Below are 25,305 nucleotides of genomic sequence, written 5' to 3'. Positions count from 1 at the left end.
GACTATTTTTCATTTCTCCTTCTTCTCCCCCATGTATAGTAAATAAGACGCTTTGTCCATACTATAAAATAAATCCATTCGTTAAAAGGTGAAACAATGACAGTCAAACTTCTAAAACACTTATATTTCCGATTACCAATAATCATAAAACTATTAGTATCGGCTTTTATTATTATGTTATTGTTCGGGACGATAATCCATTTGATCGAACCAAATCAATTTCCGACAACTTTTGATGGAATATGGTGGGCATTTGTTACGGCTGCAACAGTTGGTTATGGTGATTTTGTGCCACTCACTCCAGTTGGTAGAATAATTGCTATCGTATTAATTTTAACTGGTGGAGGAATAATTGCATTTTACATATCATCTATTTCAACAGCAACCTTGCAACGTGAACAGGATTTAGAGCAAGGAAAATTGCAATTTAAAGGAAGTAAACACCTCATATTAATTGGTTGGAATGAACGAAGCAAGCTATTGATCAGACTGTTAGCAGATAAATTTCCTGAACTACAAATTGTACTAATTGATAAAACAGAAAGACAAATTTCTTATCAGCTATATCCTGTACACTTCATCCATGGTGACGCGACCGAAGATTCCATATTAGATAGGGCCAATATCAATCATGCGGCAAAGGTACTCATTACTTCAGACGTTTTAAAAAGTGAAAAGCAAGCTGATAATTGGGTGATTCTAGCTACACTAGCTATTAGAGGAAACAATAAAGACATTCCGATTATTGCTGAGGTTTTATCGAGTGTGCAAATTGAGAACGCATTACGGGCTGGAGCAACAACAATTATCAAACCGAATGATTTCCTAAGTACACTATTCTTTCACGAGCTATCACATAAGAAAACCGCTAAACCATTTGAAGATATTATTCAACTATTAAATCGCAAACAATTTTCTCATTCAAAAATTCCAAGTGAGCTTGTCAATTTATCATTTCTAGAGACCTCAAGTATTATGTTAAAGCAAGGACATCTTCTTTTAGGTATTCTTCGTGATGGTGGATATAAAATCCATCCACCAGCAGAATATATACTAAAGGAGGACGACATCCTTCTTTCTTTCATAGATTGGTAAATTATATTTTGCGAGAATATACATTGTATGATAAAATAACATATTGTGTAAAAAGAATCGAATAGGAGATGTTCAGCATGACAAATAAATTTGAAGCAGGTCAAGTACTTGATGGTAAAGTAACTGGCATACAACCATATGGTGCATTCATTGCATTAGACGAAGAAACACAGGGATTAGTTCATATCTCAGAAATTACGCACGGATTTGTAAAAGATATTAATGAACACTTAACAGTCGGAGATGAAGTAAAAGTTAAAGTAATAAACGTGGATGATGCGAAAGGAAAAGTATCACTATCCATTCGTGCAACGGAAGAAGCACCACAAAAAGCTGCTCCAAAAGCTAAAAAGACAACACACTCTGCACCAAAACAACAACAAGATAATGATAATGCAGGTTTCAATACTTTAAAAGACAAACTACAAGAGTGGATTGATCAATCATCTGAACGTGAAGCTTTTAAAAAATAATAAAATACTTCCCATCTAGTGCGTTTCTCTTTAAATGCCTAGTTTTGGGCGCTATACCCTAGGCACGCAGTTAAGATTAGCGTGCTTTTTTGCCTTATAGCTTGTTCAGTATCATACAATCTTACGCTTGATTTACGTAATTCAATTGAGTAAAGTAAGTATGTATAGAAATCATAGTAGAAAACATTCCATATTAAGGAGGACTTAAAATGACGCATGTTTCATTTAAGTATGACAAAGCACTAACATTCTTTAACCAACAAGAAATAGACAACCTCTCAGGATTTGTTGAGGTTGCCCACAATATGTTACATAATAAAACTGGAGCTGGGAGCGACTATTTAGGCTGGGTTGACTTACCAGAGAATTATGATAAAGAAGAATATGCTCGTATTCAAACTGCTGCCGAGAAAATAAAACGTGATTCCGATATTCTTCTTGTCATCGGTATTGGTGGTTCATATTTAGGGGCGCGTGCTGCACTTGAAATGTTGAATCATTCTTTCCAAAACTTACTTTCCAAAGAAGAAAGAAAAGTACCACAAATCATTTTCGTTGGCCACCATTTAAGCTCAACCTATATGAGCGAACTTTTTGATGTACTAAAAGATAAAGATTTCTCGATTAATGTTATTTCAAAAAGTGGTACAACAACGGAACCTGCTGTTGCCTTCCGCATTTTCAAAAAATACTTAGAAGAAAAATACGGAAAAGATGAAGCAGTAAAACGTATTTATGCTACAACAGACAAAGCAAAAGGTGCACTTAAAACTTCTGCCGATGAAGCAGGCTATGAAACATTTGTAATACCTGATGACGTTGGTGGTCGTTACTCTGTACTAACTGCTGTTGGACTTCTGCCGATTGCTGTAAGCGGAATATCAACGGATGATATGATGCAAGGTGCAAAAGATGCCATGAATGACTTAAGTGAGCCAAGCCTCGAGAAAAATCCTGCATACCAGTACGCAGCTGTTCGTAATGTTTTATATAATAAAGGAAAAGTTACAGAGCTACTTATTAATTATGAACCAAGCTTGCAATATTTTTCAGAATGGTGGAAGCAATTGTTTGGTGAAAGTGAAGGAAAAGATAATAAAGCCATCTATCCTTCTTCAGCTAACTTTACGACCGATCTCCATTCATTAGGTCAATACATTCAAGAAGGACGACGCAATATATTTGAAACGGTTCTACATGTGAACAATTCTAAGAAGGAATTAATTTTAGAAGCAGAAGAAAATAATTCTGATGGCCTTAACTACCTTGCAGGAAAAAGCATACACGAGATTAATGACAAAGCATTCCAAGGTACGATGCTAGCACATACAGATGGAGACGTCCCGAATCTAATTGTCGAGGTACCACAGCTTGATGCTTATACGTTTGGTTATCTCGTATACTTCTTTGAAAAAGCATGCGGAATTAGCGGGTACTTGCTAGGAGTTAATCCATTTGACCAACCTGGTGTTGAAGCATACAAGAAAAATATGTTTGCACTTCTAGGTAAGCCTGGATTCGAAAAACAAAAAGAAGAATTGGAAAAACGATTATAATTTTATAGTCCCTCCTCTTCACCTATTCAAATTAATTTAAAATTTTTTCTAAGAAAAGGTTTAGAAATTATCTAGCGGGGAATAACTGTTATCGTAAGACTTTCTCGTATTCCCCCTGTAGGCAAGGCGTATAACGCTTTGCTTTTTTTTGACTTCATTTACTTTTTCTCTGCTATAATATTCATTATACATAATATAGGGGGGTTAATCTTTGAGTATTTTTGAAGAAGTACATGAAAGAAAAAAAACGCGATCAGTTAAATGGGATATGATAGAATCTGTATTTGGATCCAAAGAAGTAGTACCAATGTGGGTGGCAGACATGGATTTCAGAGCACCAAATAAAATCAATGAAGCATTAATTAAGCGTGCTGAGCACGGAATTTATGGCTATACAGTTATTGACAAAGAAGTGCAAGATTCTGTTGTAAATTGGATTGGAAATAGGCATCGTTGGGAAATTAATTCCGAATGGTTGTCATTTAGTCCTGGAGTAGTAAATACCTTACATATGGCAATACAAGCCTTTACCGAACCAGGGGATAAGGTATTAATACAAACCCCTGTCTATACACCATTTTACAACGTAATAAAGGGACATCATAGAGAAATTGTCAAAAATCCCCTTATTTATAATGATGGCCAGTATCATATTGATTTTGATGATTTTTCCGAGAAGTTAAAATCTGGTGTGAAAGTGTTTGTTTTATGCTCTCCGCATAATCCAGTAGGAAAAGTCTGGAGTATAGACGAATTAAAAGAGATTGCAAGACTTTGTCTGGAAAATGGTGTAATGATAATCTCTGATGAAATTCATGCTGATCTTGTTTTCAGGGGGGTGCATCATACACCAATTGCTTCTATTTCTCATGAAATCGCCGATAATACAATTACATGTATGGCACCATCTAAAACATTTAATTTAGCAGGACTTGAGGTATCTTATGTTGTCACAAGCAATAAAGAAAAACGTGAAAAATTAAATAATCAATTTACCAAACAGGGGTATCATCCGAACGGACTAAATACAATGGCAAATACAGCGCTTGAAGCAGCTTATACTCACGGCGGACCTTGGCTAGAAGAACTTATAGCCGTTCTTGAAAGTCACAGGAATTACGTCATTGAAACGTTAGAATCAGAAACAACATTGAAAGTAACGAGATCTGAAGGAACATACTTGTTATGGATTGATTGTAGTGCACTCCAACTTAATAGCGATGATTTAAAAAAGTTTATGATCCAAGAAGCAAAGGTTGGACTTAATGCAGGTGTTGATTATGGCGTGGAAGGCGAGCAATTCATGCGTATGAATATTGCTTGTCCACGGGCAACCTTAGAAGAAGGTGTTAAGCGTATTATTGATGCAGTGAAGCAAAGATAAATTTTTCCTCCTAATTAAAAAACCGCCATAATCATGGCGGTTTTTCTATTCTTCCTCTTCGTTTGTTTCAGTCGGGTCTGACGGAGAATCTTCTGTCTCAGAATCAGATTCTTGATCTGGGTCTGCTTTTAATTCACCACATAGGATTCTCGCCCCAGAGTCTCCACTCGGTTGACTAACTCCATCGTCCTGCGCTTCATGGACAACAATAGAAGTTCCTTCACCTCTTAAAAGCGATTGTTTTCCGTCTAATAAAGTAGCACCCGGTAGCATTAACTCCGCATCCACAAGTCCTCCACCATCTGCTTCGATGTTTGGTAAGTCACCTAAGTGTGCACCCTTGGGATGCATTAATCCATGCTCATTCCCATCAGGATCCAAGTGATTGCCAGCACTCTCGAAATCAGGGGCTTCACAAGATGCGAACTCGTGAACGTGTATTCCATGAAACCCAGGTTCTAGTCCTTCTAATGTTAATTTAATGGATACACCATCAGAACCTTGATTTAAAACAGCAGTTCCAACCATATCACCAGAATCATTATACATATCAACTGTACGACTCATTTCACTATCGCCGCTTTGACATGAAACAAGAAAAAAGATGGAAAAACCTAATAATAGTAACCGCATATGCATAATCCTCCACAGAGCTTTTATACTAAAGTATTACCTTTAGTATCGAGTCCTATGCATGGATGGCTGTCACTTGTCAGAGTTCCCCTTAGAACTTGTTGCTTGCTTTATTTTCTTTTCATATTCTTCATCAAAAGCTTTTTCGTCTTTCTTTGATTTTTTATAGAATAAGTATAAAGCGATGCACGCTAATGCCATAAAAAAGATCAATGATAGCACTGCAGGCAAATATTCTGATTTATCTTGCGGAAAATATAGAAACGGCATATATAGATACATCATTATTCACTTCCTTCCACTCATATTATATCAAAAAACGACTCATTACCAAGTAATGAGTCTAATTATTAGCTAATCTAATCTCTTTCTGGCAAAATACAAATTAGAGGTGATATGATGGCAGAAGTAAGTATTGGTGAAATTATAAAAGCACATTACCACTCAGGAACCTACATTGGGGAGGTAAAAGAAGATCGTGGCAGGACCTGCTTAATCGAGGTGCTTGCAGTAATAAAACATCCGATGCAAGGAGACATACATAATCCAGGAGAAGTAGAGAATGTTTTCTTTCACGAACGTAAGGCACTTTACTTTCACGAAAAAATGAACGTGAAAAAACCCGCAGTTCATTTGTTTACAGAAGTCATTCCTTCATATGGGGAGTCACTAAAACAAGCAGTCCAGACATACAAAGAGAAGCTTCTAAAAGAAGACACCGCTTATAATAAAAAAGCATTAAGTACATTAGAACAATTAGAAGACAAGGATTACAAGAAAAAATACTACATGTTATAAAAAAAAAGAGCTAGAAACCTAGCTCTTTCCATTACTCTCCTAAATGCTCTTTCACTACTCCAGCTAAAGCCTCTAATGCTTCGTCTTCATCATTACCTTCTGTAGAGATTTCAATTTCTCCACCTTTAGGAATTCCTAAAGACATAACCCCCATAATCGATTTAAGATTAACATTTTTCCCTTTATAGTTAATATTAACATCAGATTGGAATTGTCCTGCTTTGTTTACTAATAATGTAGCAGGTCTAGCATGTACCCCGGATTCTGCTGTAATTGTAAATGTTTGTGATTTCATTTGATTCATCCTTCCAGACTTTTTAAATTGATTCGTTTGCTATATTATATACGAACCAATATATATTTATTATAAACAATTTTAGTTATTAAATAAACTAATAGCTTGCAGTTTCGTGAATTTCTCCGATAAATTTGTCTTTACTTTTACAATATGATAACTTTGGTTTATAAAAATCAAGGAGGGTATCGGATATGAGTGTACATATCGGTGCAAAAAAAGGCGAAATTGCAGATAAAATATTACTTCCTGGGGACCCGTTACGTGCTAAATTTATTGCGGAAACATTTTTAGAAGATGTATCCCAATATAATGAGGTTCGTGGCATGTTAGGGTTTACGGGAACGTACAAAGGTGAGCGTGTATCCGTTCAAGGCACAGGAATGGGAGTCCCTTCTATTTCTATTTACGTGAATGAGTTAATTAGAGAGTACGACGTACAAAAACTAGTTCGTGTGGGTACCTGTGGCGCACTTCAAAAGGATGTAAAAGTACGAGATGTCATTCTTGCACAAGGTGCAACGACAGATTCACAGGTAAATCGAATGGTCTTTAACGGAATCGACTTTGCACCACTAGCAGATTTCGACTTACTAAGAAACGCTTATGATCATGGTATTGAAAAAGGATTAAACCTTCGTGTTGGTAATGTCTTTACAAGTGATTCATTCTATCGTGAGAACGCAAAGGAAATCAATGCGTTGCTTGCAGCATACCAAGTGTTAGCAATCGAAATGGAATCTACAGCATTATATACACTTGCAGCAAAATACGGCCGCAAAGCATTATCCATTTTAACTGTATCGGATCATATTATAACAGGAGAAGAAACAACTGCTGAAGAACGTCAAACAACTTTTAATGAAATGATGGAAATTGCATTGAATGCAATTATTGAATAAGACTTGGACATAACTAAAACCTCCCGCTCTATAAGCGAACCATCATCAGACACGAGGCTTAGAATATTAACTTACAACAGGAAATTAGTTCATAGTTGATGTAAAGTGTGGACGTATTTAATTCAGTATAGTGTGAAGTACGTCGTTCCGGAAACACACTTCGCGCACCTTAAGGCGGCTGATGAGCCCCCTTCGTGCTAACGCACTACGGTGTCTCATCTAGGCCTCTCCTCCTGCAGGAGTCTACGTGTGTTTCCTCCACTGAGAATCTGCTCTACTTTTCTTAACTAGAAATATGATGATTATGCAAAATAGGATATCCAAAACGTGTTTTTATGGACTATAGTCTAAAAAATATCTAGAGCAGCTATCTAAGCGTAGGCAGAATACGAAGACTCCTACGGGAACAGCACGTGTCTGAAGACCCCACAGGAAGGGCTCTTCTTCCGAGGAGGGCTGAGGCCGTGCCCGTGGAAAGCGAAGTATTCTGCCGGAGCGAAAGGCAGGGCTTAACATTAATAAATGTAAGCGAGAGTTTCACAATACTGAATTAAAGAAATCAACAGTCTATACAAAATCCGAAGTAATTTGAATTGTAATGGAAGATTTAAAGCATTGTTCGGTTCTTTCTAAGCAGATTACTTTTTACCCCTCCTCTTTTTTGCCCTATTGTAAACCTAAAAAAAATAAAGGTTGACAATGTAAATGACTCCGCTTAATATTAGAAAAAAAGAGGGGGATTTGTGATGAGGGGATTACGTCCGATTGATCTTACATATGGGGCAGTATTTATTTGTTTAATGGCTATTGGTGCAAACATTACCGTTTGGTTTCCTTTTTTAGCGATACCTATTGGTGGGACAAGTGTACCTTTATCGTTACAAACATTCTTTGCAATTTTAGCAGGATTAATGCTTGGTAAAAAATTAGGCGCTTTCGCAATGATTGGATATGTCTTCATTGGTGTCTGTGGTGTTCCAGTATTCGCAGGTTTTCAGGGTGGACCTTTCGCATTCGTTGACCCAACAGGCGGATTTATTATTTCTTTTGTATTTACCGCGTTCGTTACTGGATGGTTGGCAGAATCAAGTAAAAAAGCAAATACAATAATCTATTCTATTGCTGGATTCTTTGGTTTGATGATTAATTACGCTGTTGGCATTACCTATATGTATATTGCTATGAACACATGGCTACAATTAGAAATTAGCTACGGGCTTGCTGCAACTGGAATGATACCCTTCTTTATTAAGGATTTTGGGTTTACAATTGCTGCCGCCCTATTCATGGTAACTGTATTAAAAAGGATACCTTTAAGATGGCAACGCGCTGCCTAATCGAACTAAAACTGGAGAAATTTAATTTGAAATAGCCCTGTCGTTTACCTTGAAAGATCTGTATGGTAAAATAGCGACAAATCATTCTAATCGATTCTGTAACTTAGGAGTAGGAAGGTGGCAACCTTAGCATGGAGTTATTTACAAATTTCCCAATATGGGCAGCATTATCCGCAATCATTTTTGCACAAGTAATAAAGGTTCCCATAAAATTAATCGCAACTAGAGAGTTCGAACCAAATTTAGCATTTAGTACTGGCGGAATGCCGAGTAGTCACTCTGCCGCAGTTACTGCATTAACAACAGGCGTGGGTATTGTTGAAGGTGTGTCATCTTCCATGTTTGGTATTGCAGCGATATTTAGTGTCATCACCATGTACGATGCTTCAGGTGTACGAAGACACGCAGGTAGACATGCTGTTGCACTAAACCGATTAATTGAAGACTTTCAGATTTTTATTGAAACAGCGAAGGATTGGAAAGGTAAAGAGGATTATCAAAAAAGAAAAGAACTCAAAGAATTATTAGGTCACGAGCCAAGCGAAGTATTTTTCGGTGCAATTACTGGAATTATCGTTGCTTTCATGCTCTATCCGCTATTTTAAAAAAGGAGACTTCCTACTTAAATTCGGAAGTCTCCTTTTGAACGTATAAGATTATGTGTGTTTAACGCTAGCCGACCGTGTTGTTCGTCCAGTCCGTATGCAGATTAAACGAGTAGACTACACTTTTTCTAATTTTACTGTCCATTAATTTGCTGTCTAAATACCTGTAATGCTTCCGTTTCATTTAGTACAACGAGTTCTTCTTCTGTTAAAGTTCCGTCACCATATTCGACAACATATACTTCAACTTCTTTCTTTCCCCAATGTTGATAAACATCTTCCACAGTATGATAATATAAATCAATCTTGTTACCTTGAATGGCACTACCTTTATCCGCTACAACACCATACCCATAATCTGGAATAAATAGGATTGTGCCAATTGGATATACATCTAAATCCGCAGCAATTGTAGAATATAAGTCTCGTGTAACTTTTACACCTGAGTACGTAATCCCGTAAGCTGGATCAGAGCTTGATTTCCCAGTTGATTCCACGCCTGCCGTATATCCAGTTGCTGTTACCGTGTTGGAAGGATATTGTTCTAGATTAAGTGCATCTTCTAAACTTTCCGGACCATCAATCTCATCACTCGAAATTAACCTTTTTGTTGGTTTTACTGTGTTTAAGTCCTTATCTTTCATCATTGTTTGTCTGTACTCAGTTGTTTGTTCCATTTGTTCAAGTGTTTCCTGATGTATTCCCTGTCCCCAAACCTTCATATCTGCTATTGTTACATTTGAGATAGAAGATAGAGTTACATATAATGCCACAATAAATAACAGTGACATCACTGTTCGCCGGATTATTTTTTTGTTTTTCACGCATAACACCTTTCTGGTAGTGATCCTTTAAAAATAACATATCAACATTTAAAGGTTTACTCTTTCTACCAGTTAAGGATTACCATTTGAAAAAAAATTATACATTTCCCGCTAGAGTATTTTGATAAATAGAAAAATTATAACTTATCATTCTTAAAGATAGGAAAAACTATTATTTAAAGTTCCACACCGATGCTATTAACTTTTCAGCTAATTTGAAATACGCGAAGTAAGAATAAAAGTAATCCCAAAGGCAAGGCCATTGGGATTACGGGGTTTGGTGTTATTTACACATCGATGTGTCAACTCAACAGAGGGTTATTCAGTATCCCCTGAAAGTCAATACCTCAGAAAGGTCCACATAAAATTACAGGAGTATTCTTTAAAACATGCTATAACCACTCTTACGAAGCAGCTTCATAACAAATCCTGAGGCAATTGTACCAATGAAGCCAGCAAGGAAAATTGCAATATCATATCCAGTTAAGTTCGTTATTATTTCACCTAAGGATGAGAAGGCTTTCCCAGGGTTCGTAAAATATTCCCATATTGATTGTTTATCGATAATGAGAACGATTATAAATGGATAAAGAACTGACATTAACCATGTCTTTTTAATCAACATATTTACAATAAATGCAACACCAAAAAAGATAACAAAATATAATATAATGGAAACCGTCAATTGTATCATTGGCCCCGACTCCCTTCAGCTTCTATGTAATATACCCTTAACATTGTAAATGATTTCAAAAGAAAAGCAAAGGTTAGTGTCTCACCTTTACATCAACAATTATTACATTCTCTGTAAAGTTTTTTATGTTACACAGAAAGGTCAGGTTTGTGATACTATGATGTTAGCATAAATAATTGATAGAAATGAGGATATTAACTAATGGAAGAAAAAATATATGATGTTACCATTCTCGGGGCAGGACCTGTAGGATTATTTACTGCTTTCTACGGTGGCATGCGACAAGCAAGTGTTAAAATAATTGAAAGTCTTCCTCAAATAGGTGGACAACTATCCGCACTATATCCAGAAAAAGATATCTTTGACGTCGCAGGTTTCCCGAAAATCCGCGCAAAGGACTTGATTGATAACCTTGAAAAGCAAGCAAGCATTTTTGATCCGACAATCATACTTGAACAATCCATTGAAAAAGTAGAGCGCCTTGAAGACAATACACTAAAACTAACAACGAATACAGGAGAAGAACATTTCACAAGGACCATGATTATTACAGCTGGTAATGGTGCATTTCAACCCCGTCGTTTAAATATCGGTGAGAGCGAGCAATTCGAAGGTGTTAATCTTCATTACTATGTAAATGACATGAATCAATTTAAAAATCAACATGTTGTCCTACTTGGTGGAGGAGATTCTGCTGTAGACTGGGCATTAATGTTAGAGCCGATTGCATCGAAGGTAACTCTCGTACATCGGCGCAACGAATTTAGAGCCCATGAGCATAGCGTGGAAAAACTTCACGCATCATCTGTTGAGATTGTTACACCGTTTGCTGCGTCTGACATCGTAACGTCAGATAAGATAGATCGCCTTATCCTACAAGAAGTCAAAGGTGAGCAAATAATGGAACTCGAACCCGACTCTATCATTTGTAACTATGGCTTTATTTCAAAATTAGGGCCAATTAAAGATTGGGGCTTAGAAATTGAGAAAAACAGTATCGTAGTTAACTCAAAAATGGAGACAAATATAGCAGGAATTTATGCTGCAGGTGATATTTGTACATATGACGGCAAAGTGAATTTAATTGTTACTGGCTTTGGAGAAGGACCAACAGCAATCAATAACGCCAAACGTTACATCGACCCGAAAGCACGCGTACAACCAAAACATTCTTCCGATTTAAATTTAAGATAATTACTAAGAGCTATCATGTAGGTATGATAGCTCTTTTATTATATGCATTGCTTGGTCTACAGATATTGATGCTCCCTTCTCGGGATATATGCTCCCTTCTCAGGATATACGCTCTCTTCTCGCGATATATGCTCTCTTCTCGGGATATACGCTCTTTTCTCGGGATATACGCTCTTTTCTCGGGATATATGCTCCCTTCTCGGGATATATGCTCTCTTCTCGGGATATATGCTCCCTTCTCGGGATATATGCTCCCTTCTCGGGATATTTGCTCCCTTCTCGGGATATATGGCTCTCTTCTCGGGATATATGCTCTCTTCTCGGGATATACGCTCTTTTCTCGGGATATATGCTCCCTTCTTACATTCCGGTCGCAACTTCTTCTAGTGCAGATTTATCCAATATTCGTATATTTCGCTGTCCATTTTGTTCAATCCAACCATTTGTTTGAAAACTTGACAACCTTCTACTAATCGTTTCCGAAGTTGTTCCTAGATAAGATGCTAAATCCTTTTTACTCATCGGTAGGACAATTTCAAGTGATTCTGTTACTTTTACCAACTCGAGCAAATAGCTTGCTGTTCTTGTTTCCACATCTTTTGAGCTAAGATTCCCAACTAATTTTTCCGTTTCATCCAAGCGATTACTAAACTGCTCTAAGATTTTGACCGCAATTGTCGGATGTTTTTGCATTAACTGCTGCATATCATCACGATGGATCGCACATATTTGTGTTTTTTCCATTGCTTCCGCATAACTATCTAATGTCTTTTCCGTAAATAAAGCAAGTTCACCCATGAACTCACCTGGATCTAATATCCTTAATAATTGCTCTTTCCCTGATTCAAACAGTTGGTATATTTTCACTCGCCCTTGATGGACGATGTACAAATACTCAAGGGGATCGCCTTCCCTAAAAATCGTCTCCCCTTTTTTAAAATTTACATGTCTACTCATTTCCGTTATCTTTAACATTTCATCCATAGCTAAATGATTGAAAAATGGTACTTTCGATACGCATAATTGATTCATGCTTACACCATGGTTACATGATTCACTCATACTTTCCCTCCTACCTTTTAACCAACTGAAAAAAGCCAGAATGCCTATCTTCAGACATCCCAGCTTTCATATTAGCAATCCCCAGGTGTTCCAACTACTTCTGCCGTTCTAAATGATGAACCACAACCACAGGAATAAACTGCTTTCGGATTATCAATGCTAAATCCGCCACCCATCATATTTTCTTTATAATCGATGGTTGTACCTTCTATAATCGGTATATCTTGGCTGTTAACAACGACAGGAATTCCGTTCACATCTTCCTGTATGTCTAACGCATTTATTTCATAGTCAAATCCTATCGAATAAGATAATCCGCTGCATCCGCCACCTCTTACTCCAAAACGAAGGCTAACATTTGCTTCTTCGTCCTTCATCATTTCTTTAATACGCACACTCGCTTGTTCCGTTAAGTTGATAACCATATCGCGGACCTCCTTTATTTATCTTCCTATTAATAAGTATACAAATTATCTATTTCTTATACAAGTCATTGATTTTTCCGTGCACTCCGTCAGCTTGATTTCAACTCAATTCCATGCTCATCTAAAGATTCATAAATGGTTTTTAAACGAGGAATTCCTTCAGCTACTAACTCATCATTTACCATCACAATTGGCCAAAATAAATCTTCATCGACAATTCGCTCTATAAACGTCTTATGCGATTCATCCCTTTGCGGCTGATTAAAATCAATATATTTATACGAAATCTCATCATCTATATATTTCCTGCGAATTGCAGCTTGAAGCCATTCATACGTATCTTTAGAACCTGGGGCACCTACACAGCTTGCACAAATTTGCTCTGTACCATAAATCGTAATTATAACCTTACTCTTTCTCATCTTAAACCCCTCCTCCTTAAGCTTTCTTTCTTACTTATAGTTTACAAAATCTTTGTGAAAAGATAAAATATAAAGAGGTACAATTACTCCTATTTTCGTAGGTTACATGCTATAATGTAATTGAGAATAGTTTTCAAGCCGATTTTAAGTTTCACTTTACAATATAACATATGGAAAAGGAGAGAGACATTGATGCAAGAACAAGTACAAGAGGTATTAAATAAATTACGTCCATTCTTACTTCGTGATGGCGGGGATGTAGAGTTAGTTGATGTTGATGAGGAAGGTATCGTTCTTCTTCGTTTAATGGGAGCTTGCGGAAATTGCCCTAGTTCAACTATTACATTAAAAGCCGGAATCGAAAGAGCATTAATCTCCGAAGTTCCAGGAGTAAAAGAAATTGAACAAGTATTCTAAGATGACTTATGCATAAAGTCAGACACGAACGACGTGTCTGACTTTTTTTATGATAGGCTGTATTATATAAATTTCACATAATTTGTATAGACTTCGGATCTATTTCAATCAGATTAGTGTAGCTCTCGCTCCCCCTTATTCATGTTGGGTGCTACCATACGCTCCGGCAGAATACTTCGCTATGATAGCTGCCCTAAATATTTTTGAGGATTAAAGAAGTCCACTAATGATAGCAGCGAAAATAAAAAGCAACAAACATTATACAAGCAACCTTATGATGACACTGGTGTCTTGGCAACTTCTCCATTGATGACGCGACTGATATTATCCAAACATAGTTCAATCATTTCTGTTCTCGTCTCTGTGCTTGCGGAGCCAATATGCGGTAAGCAAACGACATTATCTAATTTCATCAAGGGATGTTCAGCAGAAATTGGTTCTTGTTCAAATACATCTAATCCAGCTGCTTGTATTTGTTTTGTCTGAAGCGCCTGAACAAGTGCAGCTTCATCAACCGTCGCACCACGAGAGATATTGATAAAAATAGCTGAATCTTTCATTTTTGCAAAAGCTTCTTCATTAAAAATTTTATGTGTTTCATCTGTTAGCGGTACGACTGATACGATAAAATCCGCTTCCGTTAATAATTCATCGAATGAAGTATAGGTTGCACCTAATTCTCTTTCAGCATCTGGCTTTCTCGTACGATTATGATATAGAATGGACATACCAAAACCTGTTGCCCGTCTAGCTACAGCCTCCCCTATTCTTCCCATGCCAACAATACCGATCGTTTTATGATGGATGTCAGCACCTGCGAGTAAATATGGTGCCCAATTTTTCCATTTATTGTTTTTAATGTAGTCATTCGCTTCCACAACCCGTCTTGCAGTTGCCATTAATAAGGCAAAACCTAAATCAGCCGTTGTTTCTGTTAATACATCAGGTGTATTTGTTACGACAATTTGATGTTCCTGAGCTGCTTCCACATCAATATTGTCATATCCCACAGCTAAATTGGACACGACTTTTAAATTGGGACTTGCAAGAAATAGTTCTTCATCAATTTTCTCACTGAGCATACATAACAAACCATCAGCAAGGCGTGTCTCTTCCATTAATACTTCTCTTGGGACTGGTTCCTCTGCCTTCTCCCACATACGAACATCAAATTTATCTTCATGCGGTTTAATTAAATCTTCAGGAACTTTTCTAGTTATATAAATTATTGGTTTCTTCAACTGTTGCACCTCTCCTGTATGTATGACTTATCTATAGCCAGTTTACCACAGGAATGTTTAAAGTTTCAGTATCAATGCTTAAATTTTCATAAAAGTTGCTTAATCTTCTTTCATATTGTGTTTGTTTTTCAAGTAATCCGATCAATTCCTGATGTAGGAGGTTGTAATCAACGGGGGCCTCCATAAAGCCACGGCTAATAAAATCAAATAATGCGCTTGGAAAAATTAATCGGCTATATACCAAACGCCAGCTGAACACAGATAACGGATGAATCGATTGATAGTCCCTTACAAATGCAACGATTTCCTCGTCGTCCTCATTATTTAATAGCAATGTTCGGATATATTCCGCAATATCCCTCGCTGGATGATCATAAACAAGTTGGTCGAACCATAGGATTGGTTGCTTTAGCTGATTATGATAACGATGAAAGCAAAAAGTTCCTTGATCTGCTTCGTGAAATCTCGTGTCTGTTTCACTTTGACGAGCATATTGAATCGCATTTTCACTCATTCCAATCAGATAAGGCAGCACATCCATTAATAAACGATAATAATCGGTTGGTTGCTTTTTTACTTCTTCCTCAATTTTCATTTCAAAGGCAGTTAGCTTATCAATCCATAATTTTCTCCAGTTGCCATAACTCGAAATTTCCTTCGGCTGATATTGATAGGCAGCCCCTATTTGATGAAAGGATGCTAAAGCCTGACCATCTGTGATCCCATCATCCTCTCGGTATGCTTCGACTTTTAAGACAATATATTTCTTATCCTCTAGAGGGGTAAACCACTTCCCATGGATATTAGGGATTGGCAGGGATAAATGATTATAATTATTTTCTTTTAGGTAATAGGCAATTGTCGCTTGCTCCATGTAAACAATTTCCTTATCAGGGATGGAAGTGATAAAATATAGATAATTATCTTGCAAGTATCCTTCTTGTTCATCAAACTGAATTTTTTCTTCTACTTGGATATCATAATAGGTAGAAAGAAATCTACTTAAAGGCAAAAATACCGCTCCTTTCCCTTTCTTCACAAAAAATTTTTAGGCAATTAGGAAATAATTAGGAGACTTCCACATCTTTTAGATTTACTGTAATACTATTATATGTAAGCAGGCGGCATTATTTAACTATTATTTCGAAAAGGAGATATACAATGACTAAACATGCAGATTTAGAAAAAAAGGCAAGAGAACTACTTAAAGAGCGGGGTGTAACACTTGATAACATTGCAGAACTTGTCTATTACCTGCAATCTAGTTACCATGAGAATTTAACAATTGAAATGTGTAAATATAATGTTGACCGTGTATTAACAAAGCGTGAAGTACAGAACGCAATTATTACAGGGATTCAATTAGACATACTTGCAGAGAAGAAACAACTTGAAGAGCCATTACAAGAAATTATTGAAAAAGATGAAGGCTTATACGGCGTAGATGAAATTATCGCCTTTTCAATTATCAACGTCTACGGTTCCATTGGATTTACCAATTACGGTTTTATCGACAAACAAAAACCCGGAATCTTGAAAAGGTTAAATGATAAATCCACTGGTGAGGTTCATACTTTTCTAGATGATATCGTGGGAGCAATCGCTGCAGCTGCGTCAAGTAGATTAGCACATAGTTCTGAAAGCGAAGAAGATGATGAATAACATTGTTTTCTGTATTAGATTTGGATTCGGTGCAATTTAACCGAGCGTATAAAAAAGAGAAAGGGCAAATTCTGCTCTATCTCTTTTTTACTTATTAAGGTTGTCTTCTATATGGTGAATCCAATCTCTTAAACTTCGGACATAATTGGTTGGTTTTACCTCAAGTACTGGCAAGTCTTCATATGGGGTGACCCCAGTGAATACCATGAGTGTATCGATACCTGCATTAATCCCTGCTTTAATATCTGTATGATAATTATCCCCAACCATTACGGTATCCTCCTTCGAGATGCCGAGAATGTTTAATGCCTCTTCCATAATAATCGCTTCTGGCTTCCCGATAAAAATCGGTGCTACTCCAGTACTTACTGTCACAACAGAAGTAATCGATCCGTTTCCTGGCAATAAACCACGTTCAGTCGGAATAGCAACATCCCCATTTGTCGAAATAAATGTTGCCCCATTTCGAATGGCAAGACATGCTTTAGCAAATTTCTCATAGGTTACTTGTCGGTCAAGACCAACGACAACATAATCTGATTCTTCATCATCCACTACTCTCAATCCTGAAGCTTCAAGCGCATGTCGAATCCCTTCTTCACCGATGACATAAACACGTGCATTTTCATGCTGCTTTTTAATGTAATTTGCAGTTGCTAAACTTGTAGTAACAACCTGTTCTGGTTTAGCTTTAATCCCCATTTGATTTAGTTTCCAGGCAACATCTTCAGCCGTTTTAGTAGAATTGTTCGTAACAAACAAGTAAGGGATACCCTTCATAACTAATGCATCGATAAAATCAGCTGCCGCATCTATCGGCTCTTGTCCAAGATACATTGTTCCATCCAAATCAATCAAATAACCCTTATATTGTTTCATGTCCTTATCCTCTTCTCTAGCTGTCTTTTCCTTTATCTGTAATCGTCCAGCGACACAAATGGCTTCCATCTGTTATTAGTGAATGTGTAGCAACTTCACTTCCAGAAAACAATTTCTGTAACATTGATTTTTCATTATGACAAACTTGGCTGTATAATGTCGAAATATTAGCGATTGGGCAATTGTAATTTCGAATTTCATACTGATTTTTATCAATCTTTTCTACTTCCAGCATATAACCTTTTTCATTCTGAATGCTTGCTAATTCGGCAATTTTACCATCCAATGTCTCTGATCTCATTCGCTCTTCATATTCGGTTGTTTCCCGTTTCATTCGTTTCAATAGTAATTCTTTTACTGCTTCCGGCCCTTGTAAGTCCTCCAGATCATGTAACAATTCAACAGGTAAATCTTTATTCTGATTTGGAAACGTTTCATGTCCCTTTTCTGTAAGTTCGTAGGTAAAGTATGGTCTTCCAACCTTTTTTTTATGTGCTATCTTTTTAACAAAACCTTGCTGTACGAGCTCATGAATATGCTTTCTTACAGCAATATCCGAAATAGAGAAATGCTGCATAATATCATTAATTGAATTCTCATCATTCTTTTTTAATACCTCTAATAGTTTTTGCTTTGTAGGTGTTTTTATATTCATCTTCCCCACCCCTCATTATTTATTTGAAAAAGCGTTTGCGACTCCTAATTCATTGTTGATATACGTTCTTATATGTGAACTGAACTGCTCTATATTTGCCTTTTTATCATCCATAACGGCTTTTAGTTTTTCGTGGTCAACATCGATATAATCTGTTACAAGCATTTTTCGCAAACTTATAAATACTTTATAGTCATCCTGTTCTTCACAAGGTATTACTTTCTCATCCACTAGAATATCAATGATATCTTCATAACTCCCAGGATCACGCATAATAAATCCATCAATCATCATACTTCCTACATCCAATGTTGATTCGATTAACACATGAACCATTCGCTCATACCCCAATTTTTCAGCGAATGTATGAAACTTAAATTCCCCTAATTCCTTCAAAATCTTATCCATATATATAAGTATTTCCTCAATTTTACTTTGATCAACAAAATACATATGATTACCCCCGATTGACTTTCTATAATTTTATCATATCATAATACATATAAAATAAGTGAAATACATTTAAAAATATCATAGGATAATGAGGGAATTTCAATGTTTAAAACGTCAATTATTGATATGGATGCGACATTACTTGCTAAGAAAATTAAAAAAGGGGAAATAACTAGTATAGAAGCAGTTGAAACCTACATACAGCAGATTAAAAAAACGACCCCTAAAATTAACGCCATGGTAGAGAATCGTTTTCAAGAAGCCTTGGAAGAAGCAGCTGTAATGGATCAACAACTTTTAGAAGGGGTTGTCAAAGGTCCCTTACACGGTGTTCCAATCAGTGTAAAGGAAGCATTTCATGTTATCAATATGACGACGACTGGAGGATTAGAGCATCGGCAGGATTTAATTTCTAGACAGGACGCAGACGTAATCAAAGCATTGAAGGATGCAGGAGCAATTATATTAGGAAAAACAAATACACCAACATTATGTTTCAGCCAAGAAACGGAAAATAAACTATATGGAAGAACGAATAATCCATGGGACTTATCAAAAACCGCAGGGGGTTCTAGTGGTGGTGAAGGTGCATTGTTAGCTGTAGGTGGTGCTGCTGTTGGAATAGGCTCTGATATTGGTGGCTCCATCCGAATACCCGCTCATTTTAATGGTGTTATTGGATTTAAACCCGGAATGCATCAAGTATCACAAGAAGGGCACTTTCCAGAAGCACCTACCGATATACAACAAAGAATGTTTTCTGTAGGACCGATGGGGAAATCCGTTCAAGATATGCGATTGATGTATGAAATTATTACGAAGAAATCAACACATACCCGTCATTTACAAAAATTTAAAATTGAAATTTTACCAGGGAGTATTGAATATCCACTATCTGATTACACAAAAAAAACACTCGACAATCTAGAGGTATTTCTAGAAAGGTCATTCTCAACGAAACGAACGGTCCCTCCTTTCTTTGAGGATAGTGCAAGATTATGGCAAGACATTCTTGCCATCGACGGTAGCAACTTACTACAAAGAGAAGCATATAGTAATGATCGTTCAGGTGTTCTACGGGCTTTTGCTCGGGAAAAATTGACACAACGAACGAACGTACACCCATCTCTATCTTGGGGTATTATCGGATCAAAAGTTTTTAAACCTTCATCAAAACGGATACGCGAAGTGAAGGAAACATTAGAACAAGGTGACCAGAGGCTCAAGGATTATTTAAAGACAAGGCTATTAATTTTTCCGATTTACCATACAAGTGCACCAAAACATGGGAAAGTATATCGTGAAATATTTTCAATAAAAAAATCTTTTCTAAATTACATGCCATTCGTTGCCTATGCGAATGTATGGGGGCTTCCATCTCTTTCTATTCCAGTTGCAACAGACGAAAATAACTTACCAATTAGTATTCAAATTATAAGTGCAATTGGAAATGAAGATGCATTATTTCGTTTGGGAAGGATTATTGAGAAAAAGTTCAGAGGATATGTACGATGTGATGTATTAGATGTAGATGAAAGCGAATAGAATGAAGACACAAGCAAGAGGCTGGGTCAAAAGTAATTTTTTATATAAACTGCAGCGTAACTAGAGATAATGCATCACCCAACTGTGGAGGCAATACACGTAAACTCCAGCGGGATGAAAGGTCAATGGTAGCCTACAGGAGGCTCACCAGCCGCCCTAATAAGATCTAAGGTCCGCGAAGAAGTGTATTGCCAGAACGCTAGGATGATGCATGATTACTCTCTATGGCCATTTTATAGCAATAGCAAATCAATACGAAAACAGTCTATTCTTTAGATTGATCGTTATATTTCTCATTAATAATAGACTTCATTTCATTTATCTTTTGTGCACTGACATCTCTCAATTCAGACTCTAATTCAGCCCGAACATCATAAATCAGCTCTTCTATTTTATTTTTCTTGGCATGAAAGACATCTTCTTGTTCTTTATTGATAATGCCTTCATCTCTAAATATTTTTGTTAAACGTGACACATTTAGCTTTTGCCCTCTATTGATTTGTCCCCAATCATTTGTAAAGGCTAATATGTCAAAACTTGCATCTACTTCTTCGGCATCTAGATCATCCAAAGCATCATCTTTCCATTCTTCCCATGCTTCTAACACTTCTTCAGCACGGTCAAATTCTGCTTCCAGTTCTTCTTGATTGCTTGCCGTACTATAAATTCCATTTGCCGCCTCTGCCATGCTCTTCAATTGATCTTGTGCCTCGTTATCAGCCTGGAATCCAATGATATTAATAATTGGCTGTGCATTTGAATCTACAAGAGATTCTGCTACCTTCACTGGATTACCATCACAGGTTTCGATTCCGTCACTTACCAAATATATTAGATTCGTATTATTTTTTGAATCAAACTGTTGGAGTGCCTTTTCTGATTGTTTTAATGCTTCTGCAAGAGGTGTCCAGCCTGCAGGTTCGAATTTACGAAGTGCTGCATCAAAATCCGTAGCATTATACGATTGAAAACCATATACCTGTTCAATCGAATCACAAGAGAGTGCTTTATCACTATCAGAACCCGTCCCTTCATGCCCATACACTCGTAGTGAAACATTTGCATCTTCTGGAACATTTTTTAGGAAAGTACTTATCGTTTCCTTTGCAACTTGCATTCGAGTCTTATCACCTGCATAAAAGCCCATACTTCCACTTGAATCTAAGAGAATTTCAACATTATAGTTTTCTTTAAAATGATAGCGTGAATCAGGTAAATCTGGATTACCAAAGGATCCAAATTCCCATTTTTTTATAATATCCTGTGGATCGGGAAAATCCTCTGCTACTAACGAATATAGATAATTAAAATACATATCTAACTGTTCATCACTAGCATCTTCCGGTAGTGGCTCTAGTTTTCCGACATTTTCCAAAACATCGGCATTAACAGATTCGTCTCTAACATCAATATCCGCATATTTTCCCTGTGTTTGGTCGATTACGCTTGTACCATTTTCGGGAGCAGGTGATATTCCATCTAGAAAGGATAGATCTTTTTCTATCATTTCCTTGTCATCTTCCTCTTTCGTTTCATCATGAGTAATGTTGTCGGCTTCACTATGACTCTTTTCTTCTGTGATATATTCAGAAGGTTGTGGCTCTTCATCTGATGACTCTTTTTCATTACCACAGCCAATTACAATGATAGATAGTGTCAACAGTAGACTGAAGATAACAAATCTATTACGTCTCATAATCATGTCCCCTTTCGTTAGTCAATTATCAGTAATCATTAAAATCAAAACTGGTGCGATTTAAAATGGTTTTGTTTTTGGACCTTACCCTTATCAACTTTTAATCCATTTTGATATATATGTCAATATGGTGGCTATTTTCTGAAAATTATTCCACAAATATATTAGCCTATGAAATAAAACAGTTATTATTAAAAATAATCCATTCGTAACTAATTATTCATGAGTATTTTTCATGATTTCATACTTTTTAAACGATAAAAAAGTCACGTTTTATTTATTTAACTAGGCCTAAATTATCATTTTTTAAAATTTTTGTTTTCCTGTGTGTATACTGACTTAAGTTATATTTAATTACAACGTCCTTACAATGATAGAGGAAATAAGTCTTCATAGAAATCATCGTTTCTGAGAAAACTACTATCTGAAAGGATGTGTTAAAATGCCGAAAGATCGTAACAAGAAATACTCTGATTTTTCCAATGTAGATCGAATGAAGAATGAACTAATACCTGAAGAATTTCCAGAAGGGCCATTTGGTTCAACCATTAATAAGGAAGTGGCTGTCTCAAGTAAGTCTACCCCTTGGAAAGAGGGACAAAAACGTACGAGTGCTTTTGTATTTCCTGATGAAGAGCAACATGATGACCTGCCGAGACAGATTCCTGGAGCACACCCGCTTCATGATGAATAAGAACCAAAAGAGGAGTAAGCGCTCTCGATTCAAAGCTCTTCTCCTCTTTTACCTTTTATTTTGTTACCTTTTTCAGGACAAAATATGCACAACCAAAATTACAGTATTCATATAAATAATCTTCTAATGTACTTATTTTGGAATCGATTGCTGCTTTTGCATGTCGGTCGTGGTAAAAGCCTTTTAACCGAAGTTGGTTATACCCCCAATCCCCGACGATGAAATCATATTTGGCTAATATCTCGGAATAACGATCCTTAACAGCAACCTCCTGAAAACCTTCTTTTATATTTTCGATTAATTCATATCTTTTCCCAGATAATTCAATCATCTAAAGGCCCACCTCTTTTCAATTGTATCTATTTTACCACATGTTTCCTAATAGAAACCAGAAAAAGTAAGCATTATTTCTACACTTAAGCCACAAACTAAGCTTGAGATATTTACCTAAAGGAGGGTTTACTTTTGAAGACAAAGAAAATAACACCATTACTTATTGCATTTAGTACCACACTATTTATAGTAGCTTGTTCAGGTAATGATTTCACAATGCAAGAAAGTGAAGAAATGGAAGACAAACTTGATCCCAACCGTCAACTTGAAGCACCACCTGATACAGATTTAAATGAACAATTAGGATATGTTCACTATTCAAAAGACGAAATGGATGTCAATGAATTAAACAATGTGACTAGTAAAATTGACCGCAACCAATATGCAGACATGATTACGAAAATCATTTTACAAAATGATGGCTTTAATGAAGTTGCAACACTTGTTACAGATGAAGAAGTCCTTATTGCATATGAAAAAAATGGGGATTTAGAGGAGAATGCTGCCGCAGACATCGCAAAACGTAGTGCCGATTCCCTTATGCCAAGCTTCTTTGAAGTATACGTATCGGATAATTCGTCCCTTATGTATGACATTCAGAGTCTCCATAATTCAACGACCGATCGAGAATACGATAATTTAATTAATCAACTGATTAAGGAAATGAAAAAATCAACACAAGGCTTAAATAACACAAATGAAGTTGAAGATAAAGAATAAACCTGTAAAGTATTTAAGAGCATTTTTAAGATTATGTGTAGCATTCAGGAGGTGAATTCTAATGTTAAACAGGCGTGTCGTTCCCCTATTTTTGTTGTTTTGTTTTTTATTTGCATTTACAGTACATGCAGAAGATGAAGAGAATATTTATGACAAACGTATGGCTCTATTTAAGAAAACAGAAGCTTTAACACAAATCCCTTGGTATTATTTTGCAGCAATCGATAATTTTGAACGTAACATAATAAATAGTGATGAAGCCGAAAAAGTTGTCTCCATCGACATACCTGCTGAAATTTGGTTTGGAATCGGAAATAGTAGTGAGAACAATACGATTGGGATTATTGAAATGTTTGATGGTAAAGGGAAAGATGCAAATGGGGACGGAATAGCTGATATAAATAATCCAGAAGATATTTTGTTTACCATGGCTAATATGTTGTTGGAATATGGCCCTACAGAAGATGATATAAAAATCGGGTTATGGAATTACTATAAACGTGACTTAACGGTGCAAACCATTATGAACACCTCAAAGGTTTTCCGAAAGTTTAAAGACATCAATTTAACGGATCGTGACTTCCCTGTCGATATAGGGTATAACTACAGTTACCGGAGCACATGGGGTGACAGAAGAGGATTTGGCGGTCTAAGAACGCATGAAGGAACGGACATATTTGCAGATTACAGCACACCAGTAAAATCAACAACTTATGGTGTAGTTGAAATGATGGGATGGAACTTATATGGTGGTTGGCGAATTGGAATCAGGGATATTTATAATATCTACCATTATTATGCGCATATGAGTGGCTATCAAGATGAACTCCAAATTGGCCAAGTAGTAAAACCGGGTGACATTATTGGTAGTGTTGGCTCCACTGGCTATGGACCTCCTGGAACATCGGGTAAATTCCCTCCACATTTGCATTACGGGATGTATAAAGATAATGGATACAGTGAATTTTCGTTTGACCCTCACCCTTATTTAAGAAAATGGGAACGAATAGCGAAAGATAAACGATAATTAGATATGAAAGGGGCTGGGACAAAACGAAAACCTTCCAATCAAAAGACGAATATTATAGCATAGGAATCTCGGAATGTTAACTTTCTACAATTGAATGTTAATTCATAGTTGATGTAAACTTCTGACTAATTTAATTCAAAATATCTTAAATCGGAGCAAATCTCGCCGTCCGGGATCGCTCCGGGCGGATGCTTTCCGCGGGCACGGCCTCAGCCCTCCTCGCGGAAAAAACGCCGCTGCGGGGTCTTCGGACACGTGCTATTCCCGCAGGAGTCACCGCC

30 protein-coding genes are annotated in these 25,305 nt (G+C 36.7%); 15 read left to right on the top strand and 15 right to left on the bottom strand.

The features are described 5' to 3' along the window. The first annotated feature begins 96 nt into the window (after positions 1-96). The 4 genes from D8M05_RS12760 (at position 97) to D8M05_RS12745 (ending at position 4,508) form a co-directional block, all read left to right on the top strand. Positions 97-1,095: a potassium channel family protein gene (locus tag D8M05_RS12760; RefSeq protein WP_121132392.1), complete on the top strand. Its 999-nt coding sequence runs from the start codon at positions 97-99 to the stop codon at positions 1,093-1,095. 77 nt (positions 1,096-1,172) lie between these two features. Then, positions 1,173-1,568 carry a S1 domain-containing post-transcriptional regulator GSP13 gene (gene yugI, locus D8M05_RS12755; protein WP_121132390.1) on the top strand — a complete coding sequence of 132 codons (396 nt, stop codon included), beginning with the start codon at positions 1,173-1,175 and terminating at the stop codon, positions 1,566-1,568. Positions 1,569-1,777: 209 nt separating this feature from the next. Next, the gene (locus D8M05_RS12750; protein ID WP_121132388.1) at positions 1,778-3,124 is read left to right on the top strand and encodes a glucose-6-phosphate isomerase; all 1,347 of its coding nucleotides are present in this window, start codon (positions 1,778-1,780) and stop codon (positions 3,122-3,124) included. Between the two features lie 211 nt (positions 3,125-3,335). After that, positions 3,336-4,508 carry a MalY/PatB family protein gene (locus tag D8M05_RS12745; RefSeq protein WP_121132386.1) on the top strand — a complete coding sequence of 391 codons (1,173 nt, stop codon included), beginning with the start codon at positions 3,336-3,338 and terminating at the stop codon, positions 4,506-4,508. A 45-nt stretch (positions 4,509-4,553) separates the two neighbouring features. On the opposite strand, the gene D8M05_RS12740 is transcribed toward D8M05_RS12745, so the two are convergent. Beyond that, positions 4,554-5,141 carry a superoxide dismutase family protein gene (locus D8M05_RS12740; RefSeq protein WP_121132384.1) on the bottom strand — a complete coding sequence of 196 codons (588 nt, stop codon included), beginning with the start codon at positions 5,139-5,141 and terminating at the stop codon, positions 4,554-4,556. Between the two features lie 72 nt (positions 5,142-5,213). Further along, positions 5,214-5,426, bottom strand: a complete 213-nt coding sequence (locus D8M05_RS12735) for a hypothetical protein (RefSeq protein ID WP_245985350.1) — start codon at positions 5,424-5,426, stop codon at positions 5,214-5,216. A 114-nt stretch (positions 5,427-5,540) separates the two neighbouring features. Here D8M05_RS12735 and kapB point away from each other — a divergent pair, with 114 nt between their 5' ends. Further along, a complete protein-coding gene (gene kapB, locus D8M05_RS12730) occupies positions 5,541-5,939 on the top strand; it encodes a kinase-associated lipoprotein KapB (RefSeq protein WP_121132382.1) in 399 nt (132 codons plus the stop codon). Between the two features lie 31 nt (positions 5,940-5,970). Here kapB and D8M05_RS12725 read toward each other — a convergent pair whose 3' ends face one another. Beyond that, positions 5,971-6,234, bottom strand: coding sequence for a phosphocarrier protein HPr (locus D8M05_RS12725; RefSeq protein ID WP_121132380.1), 264 nt, complete (start codon positions 6,232-6,234; stop codon positions 5,971-5,973). Positions 6,235-6,428: 194 nt separating this feature from the next. Between D8M05_RS12725 and deoD the strand changes: the two genes are divergently transcribed. From deoD to D8M05_RS12710, 3 genes are all read left to right on the top strand, one after another. Continuing rightward, positions 6,429-7,136 (top strand): purine-nucleoside phosphorylase, encoded by a 708-nt coding sequence (gene deoD / locus D8M05_RS12720; protein WP_121132378.1) that lies wholly within the window; start codon positions 6,429-6,431, stop codon positions 7,134-7,136. Between the two features lie 746 nt (positions 7,137-7,882). Further along, on the top strand, positions 7,883-8,473 hold the full coding sequence (locus tag D8M05_RS12715; RefSeq protein WP_121132376.1) for a biotin transporter BioY: 591 nt from the start codon (positions 7,883-7,885) through the stop codon (positions 8,471-8,473). Between the two features lie 131 nt (positions 8,474-8,604). Beyond that, positions 8,605-9,078, top strand: coding sequence for a divergent PAP2 family protein (locus tag D8M05_RS12710; protein ID WP_121132374.1), 474 nt, complete (start codon positions 8,605-8,607; stop codon positions 9,076-9,078). A 134-nt stretch (positions 9,079-9,212) separates the two neighbouring features. On the opposite strand, the gene D8M05_RS12705 is transcribed toward D8M05_RS12710, so the two are convergent. Then, a complete protein-coding gene (locus tag D8M05_RS12705; protein ID WP_121132494.1) occupies positions 9,213-9,869 on the bottom strand; it encodes a 3D domain-containing protein in 657 nt (218 codons plus the stop codon). A gap of 415 nt (positions 9,870-10,284) precedes the next feature. Beyond that, positions 10,285-10,596 (bottom strand): YuiB family protein, encoded by a 312-nt coding sequence (locus D8M05_RS12700; protein WP_121132372.1) that lies wholly within the window; start codon positions 10,594-10,596, stop codon positions 10,285-10,287. A gap of 201 nt (positions 10,597-10,797) precedes the next feature. On the opposite strand from D8M05_RS12700, the gene D8M05_RS12695 reads away from it, so the two are divergent. Continuing rightward, a complete protein-coding gene (locus D8M05_RS12695; protein ID WP_121132370.1) occupies positions 10,798-11,790 on the top strand; it encodes an NAD(P)/FAD-dependent oxidoreductase in 993 nt (330 codons plus the stop codon). Between the two features lie 360 nt (positions 11,791-12,150). On the opposite strand, the gene D8M05_RS12690 is transcribed toward D8M05_RS12695, so the two are convergent. From D8M05_RS12690 to D8M05_RS12680, 3 genes are all read right to left on the bottom strand, one after another. After that, on the bottom strand, positions 12,151-12,852 hold the full coding sequence (locus D8M05_RS12690; protein WP_121132369.1) for a Crp/Fnr family transcriptional regulator: 702 nt from the start codon (positions 12,850-12,852) through the stop codon (positions 12,151-12,153). Positions 12,853-12,923: 71 nt separating this feature from the next. Next, positions 12,924-13,277 (bottom strand): HesB/IscA family protein, encoded by a 354-nt coding sequence (locus tag D8M05_RS12685; protein ID WP_121132367.1) that lies wholly within the window; start codon positions 13,275-13,277, stop codon positions 12,924-12,926. A gap of 89 nt (positions 13,278-13,366) precedes the next feature. Then, positions 13,367-13,699, bottom strand: a complete 333-nt coding sequence (locus D8M05_RS12680) for a YuzD family protein (RefSeq protein ID WP_121132365.1) — start codon at positions 13,697-13,699, stop codon at positions 13,367-13,369. Between the two features lie 192 nt (positions 13,700-13,891). On the opposite strand from D8M05_RS12680, the gene D8M05_RS12675 reads away from it, so the two are divergent. Next, the gene (locus tag D8M05_RS12675; RefSeq protein ID WP_121132363.1) at positions 13,892-14,116 is read left to right on the top strand and encodes a NifU family protein; all 225 of its coding nucleotides are present in this window, start codon (positions 13,892-13,894) and stop codon (positions 14,114-14,116) included. Positions 14,117-14,388: 272 nt separating this feature from the next. On the opposite strand, the gene D8M05_RS12670 is transcribed toward D8M05_RS12675, so the two are convergent. Further along, positions 14,389-15,357: a 2-hydroxyacid dehydrogenase gene (locus tag D8M05_RS12670; RefSeq protein WP_121132361.1), complete on the bottom strand. Its 969-nt coding sequence runs from the start codon at positions 15,355-15,357 to the stop codon at positions 14,389-14,391. Positions 15,358-15,388: 31 nt separating this feature from the next. Then, on the bottom strand, positions 15,389-16,369 hold the full coding sequence (locus D8M05_RS12665; RefSeq protein ID WP_121132359.1) for a protein kinase family protein: 981 nt from the start codon (positions 16,367-16,369) through the stop codon (positions 15,389-15,391). Between the two features lie 149 nt (positions 16,370-16,518). Between D8M05_RS12665 and D8M05_RS12660 the strand changes: the two genes are divergently transcribed. Further along, positions 16,519-17,019 carry a phosphatidylglycerophosphatase A family protein gene (locus tag D8M05_RS12660; protein ID WP_121132357.1) on the top strand — a complete coding sequence of 167 codons (501 nt, stop codon included), beginning with the start codon at positions 16,519-16,521 and terminating at the stop codon, positions 17,017-17,019. An 87-nt stretch (positions 17,020-17,106) separates the two neighbouring features. On the opposite strand, the gene D8M05_RS12655 is transcribed toward D8M05_RS12660, so the two are convergent. The 3 genes from D8M05_RS12655 to D8M05_RS12645 are packed head-to-tail and all read right to left on the bottom strand — an operon-like array spanning position 17,107 to position 19,006. Further along, positions 17,107-17,898, bottom strand: a complete 792-nt coding sequence (locus D8M05_RS12655) for a TIGR01457 family HAD-type hydrolase (protein ID WP_121132355.1) — start codon at positions 17,896-17,898, stop codon at positions 17,107-17,109. A gap of 16 nt (positions 17,899-17,914) precedes the next feature. Beyond that, positions 17,915-18,553, bottom strand: coding sequence for a helix-turn-helix transcriptional regulator (locus D8M05_RS12650; RefSeq protein ID WP_121132353.1), 639 nt, complete (start codon positions 18,551-18,553; stop codon positions 17,915-17,917). A 15-nt stretch (positions 18,554-18,568) separates the two neighbouring features. Then, entirely contained in the window at positions 18,569-19,006 is a 438-nt protein-coding gene (locus D8M05_RS12645) for a DUF86 domain-containing protein (RefSeq protein ID WP_121132351.1), read from the bottom strand. Between the two features lie 102 nt (positions 19,007-19,108). On the opposite strand from D8M05_RS12645, the gene D8M05_RS12640 reads away from it, so the two are divergent. After that, positions 19,109-20,551, top strand: a complete 1,443-nt coding sequence (locus tag D8M05_RS12640; protein WP_121132349.1) for an amidase — start codon at positions 19,109-19,111, stop codon at positions 20,549-20,551. Positions 20,552-20,816: 265 nt separating this feature from the next. Here D8M05_RS12640 and D8M05_RS12635 read toward each other — a convergent pair whose 3' ends face one another. Then, the gene (locus D8M05_RS12635) at positions 20,817-22,247 is read right to left on the bottom strand and encodes a VWA domain-containing protein (protein WP_183072793.1); all 1,431 of its coding nucleotides are present in this window, start codon (positions 22,245-22,247) and stop codon (positions 20,817-20,819) included. 442 nt (positions 22,248-22,689) lie between these two features. Between D8M05_RS12635 and D8M05_RS12630 the strand changes: the two genes are divergently transcribed. Continuing rightward, positions 22,690-22,941, top strand: a complete 252-nt coding sequence (locus D8M05_RS12630; RefSeq protein WP_121132345.1) for a hypothetical protein — start codon at positions 22,690-22,692, stop codon at positions 22,939-22,941. A gap of 55 nt (positions 22,942-22,996) precedes the next feature. Here the strand turns inward: D8M05_RS12630 and D8M05_RS12625 are convergent, their stop codons facing one another. Continuing rightward, a complete protein-coding gene (locus tag D8M05_RS12625) occupies positions 22,997-23,272 on the bottom strand; it encodes a YutD family protein (RefSeq protein ID WP_121132343.1) in 276 nt (91 codons plus the stop codon). 134 nt (positions 23,273-23,406) lie between these two features. On the opposite strand from D8M05_RS12625, the gene D8M05_RS12620 reads away from it, so the two are divergent. After that, a complete protein-coding gene (locus tag D8M05_RS12620) occupies positions 23,407-23,994 on the top strand; it encodes a YhcN/YlaJ family sporulation lipoprotein (RefSeq protein ID WP_245985348.1) in 588 nt (195 codons plus the stop codon). 61 nt (positions 23,995-24,055) lie between these two features. After that, complete coding sequence (locus D8M05_RS12615; protein WP_121132341.1) at positions 24,056-25,021, top strand: M23 family metallopeptidase; 966 nt, start codon at positions 24,056-24,058, stop codon at positions 25,019-25,021. Positions 25,022-25,305: the final 284 nt, after the last annotated feature.

The organism is Oceanobacillus bengalensis (assembly GCF_003628445.1).
Lineage (GTDB): Bacteria > Bacillota > Bacilli > Bacillales > Amphibacillaceae > Oceanobacillus > Oceanobacillus bengalensis.
The sequence above is the reverse complement of the archived record's forward strand: the minus strand, read 5'-3'. Positions and strand labels throughout refer to the sequence as shown.

Coding starts and splice junctions, on each gene's coding strand:
- D8M05_RS12760 (WP_121132392.1), top strand. CDS start 97: ATGACAGTCAAACTTCTAAAACACTTATATTTCCGATTACCAATAATC.
- yugI (WP_121132390.1), top strand. CDS start 1,173: ATGACAAATAAATTTGAAGCAGGTCAAGTACTTGATGGTAAAGTAACT.
- D8M05_RS12750 (WP_121132388.1), top strand. CDS start 1,778: ATGACGCATGTTTCATTTAAGTATGACAAAGCACTAACATTCTTTAAC.
- D8M05_RS12740 (WP_121132384.1), bottom strand. CDS start 5,141: ATGCGGTTACTATTATTAGGTTTTTCCATCTTTTTTCTTGTTTCATGT.
- D8M05_RS12735 (WP_245985350.1), bottom strand. CDS start 5,426: ATGATGTATCTATATATGCCGTTTCTATATTTTCCGCAAGATAAATCA.
- kapB (WP_121132382.1), top strand. CDS start 5,541: ATGGCAGAAGTAAGTATTGGTGAAATTATAAAAGCACATTACCACTCA.
- D8M05_RS12725 (WP_121132380.1), bottom strand. CDS start 6,234: ATGAAATCACAAACATTTACAATTACAGCAGAATCCGGGGTACATGCT.
- deoD (WP_121132378.1), top strand. CDS start 6,429: ATGAGTGTACATATCGGTGCAAAAAAAGGCGAAATTGCAGATAAAATA.
- D8M05_RS12715 (WP_121132376.1), top strand. CDS start 7,883: ATGAGGGGATTACGTCCGATTGATCTTACATATGGGGCAGTATTTATT.
- D8M05_RS12710 (WP_121132374.1), top strand. CDS start 8,605: ATGGAGTTATTTACAAATTTCCCAATATGGGCAGCATTATCCGCAATC.
- D8M05_RS12705 (WP_121132494.1), bottom strand. CDS start 9,869: ATGTCACTGTTATTTATTGTGGCATTATATGTAACTCTATCTTCTATC.
- D8M05_RS12700 (WP_121132372.1), bottom strand. CDS start 10,596: ATGATACAATTGACGGTTTCCATTATATTATATTTTGTTATCTTTTTT.
- D8M05_RS12695 (WP_121132370.1), top strand. CDS start 10,798: ATGGAAGAAAAAATATATGATGTTACCATTCTCGGGGCAGGACCTGTA.
- D8M05_RS12690 (WP_121132369.1), bottom strand. CDS start 12,852: ATGAGTGAATCATGTAACCATGGTGTAAGCATGAATCAATTATGCGTA.
- D8M05_RS12685 (WP_121132367.1), bottom strand. CDS start 13,277: ATGGTTATCAACTTAACGGAACAAGCGAGTGTGCGTATTAAAGAAATG.
- D8M05_RS12680 (WP_121132365.1), bottom strand. CDS start 13,699: ATGAGAAAGAGTAAGGTTATAATTACGATTTATGGTACAGAGCAAATT.
- D8M05_RS12675 (WP_121132363.1), top strand. CDS start 13,892: ATGCAAGAACAAGTACAAGAGGTATTAAATAAATTACGTCCATTCTTA.
- D8M05_RS12660 (WP_121132357.1), top strand. CDS start 16,519: ATGACTAAACATGCAGATTTAGAAAAAAAGGCAAGAGAACTACTTAAA.
- D8M05_RS12655 (WP_121132355.1), bottom strand. CDS start 17,898: ATGAAACAATATAAGGGTTATTTGATTGATTTGGATGGAACAATGTAT.
- D8M05_RS12650 (WP_121132353.1), bottom strand. CDS start 18,553: ATGAATATAAAAACACCTACAAAGCAAAAACTATTAGAGGTATTAAAA.
- D8M05_RS12645 (WP_121132351.1), bottom strand. CDS start 19,006: ATGTATTTTGTTGATCAAAGTAAAATTGAGGAAATACTTATATATATG.
- D8M05_RS12640 (WP_121132349.1), top strand. CDS start 19,109: ATGTTTAAAACGTCAATTATTGATATGGATGCGACATTACTTGCTAAG.
- D8M05_RS12635 (WP_183072793.1), bottom strand. CDS start 22,247: ATGAGACGTAATAGATTTGTTATCTTCAGTCTACTGTTGACACTATCT.
- D8M05_RS12630 (WP_121132345.1), top strand. CDS start 22,690: ATGCCGAAAGATCGTAACAAGAAATACTCTGATTTTTCCAATGTAGAT.
- D8M05_RS12625 (WP_121132343.1), bottom strand. CDS start 23,272: ATGATTGAATTATCTGGGAAAAGATATGAATTAATCGAAAATATAAAA.
- D8M05_RS12615 (WP_121132341.1), top strand. CDS start 24,056: ATGTTAAACAGGCGTGTCGTTCCCCTATTTTTGTTGTTTTGTTTTTTA.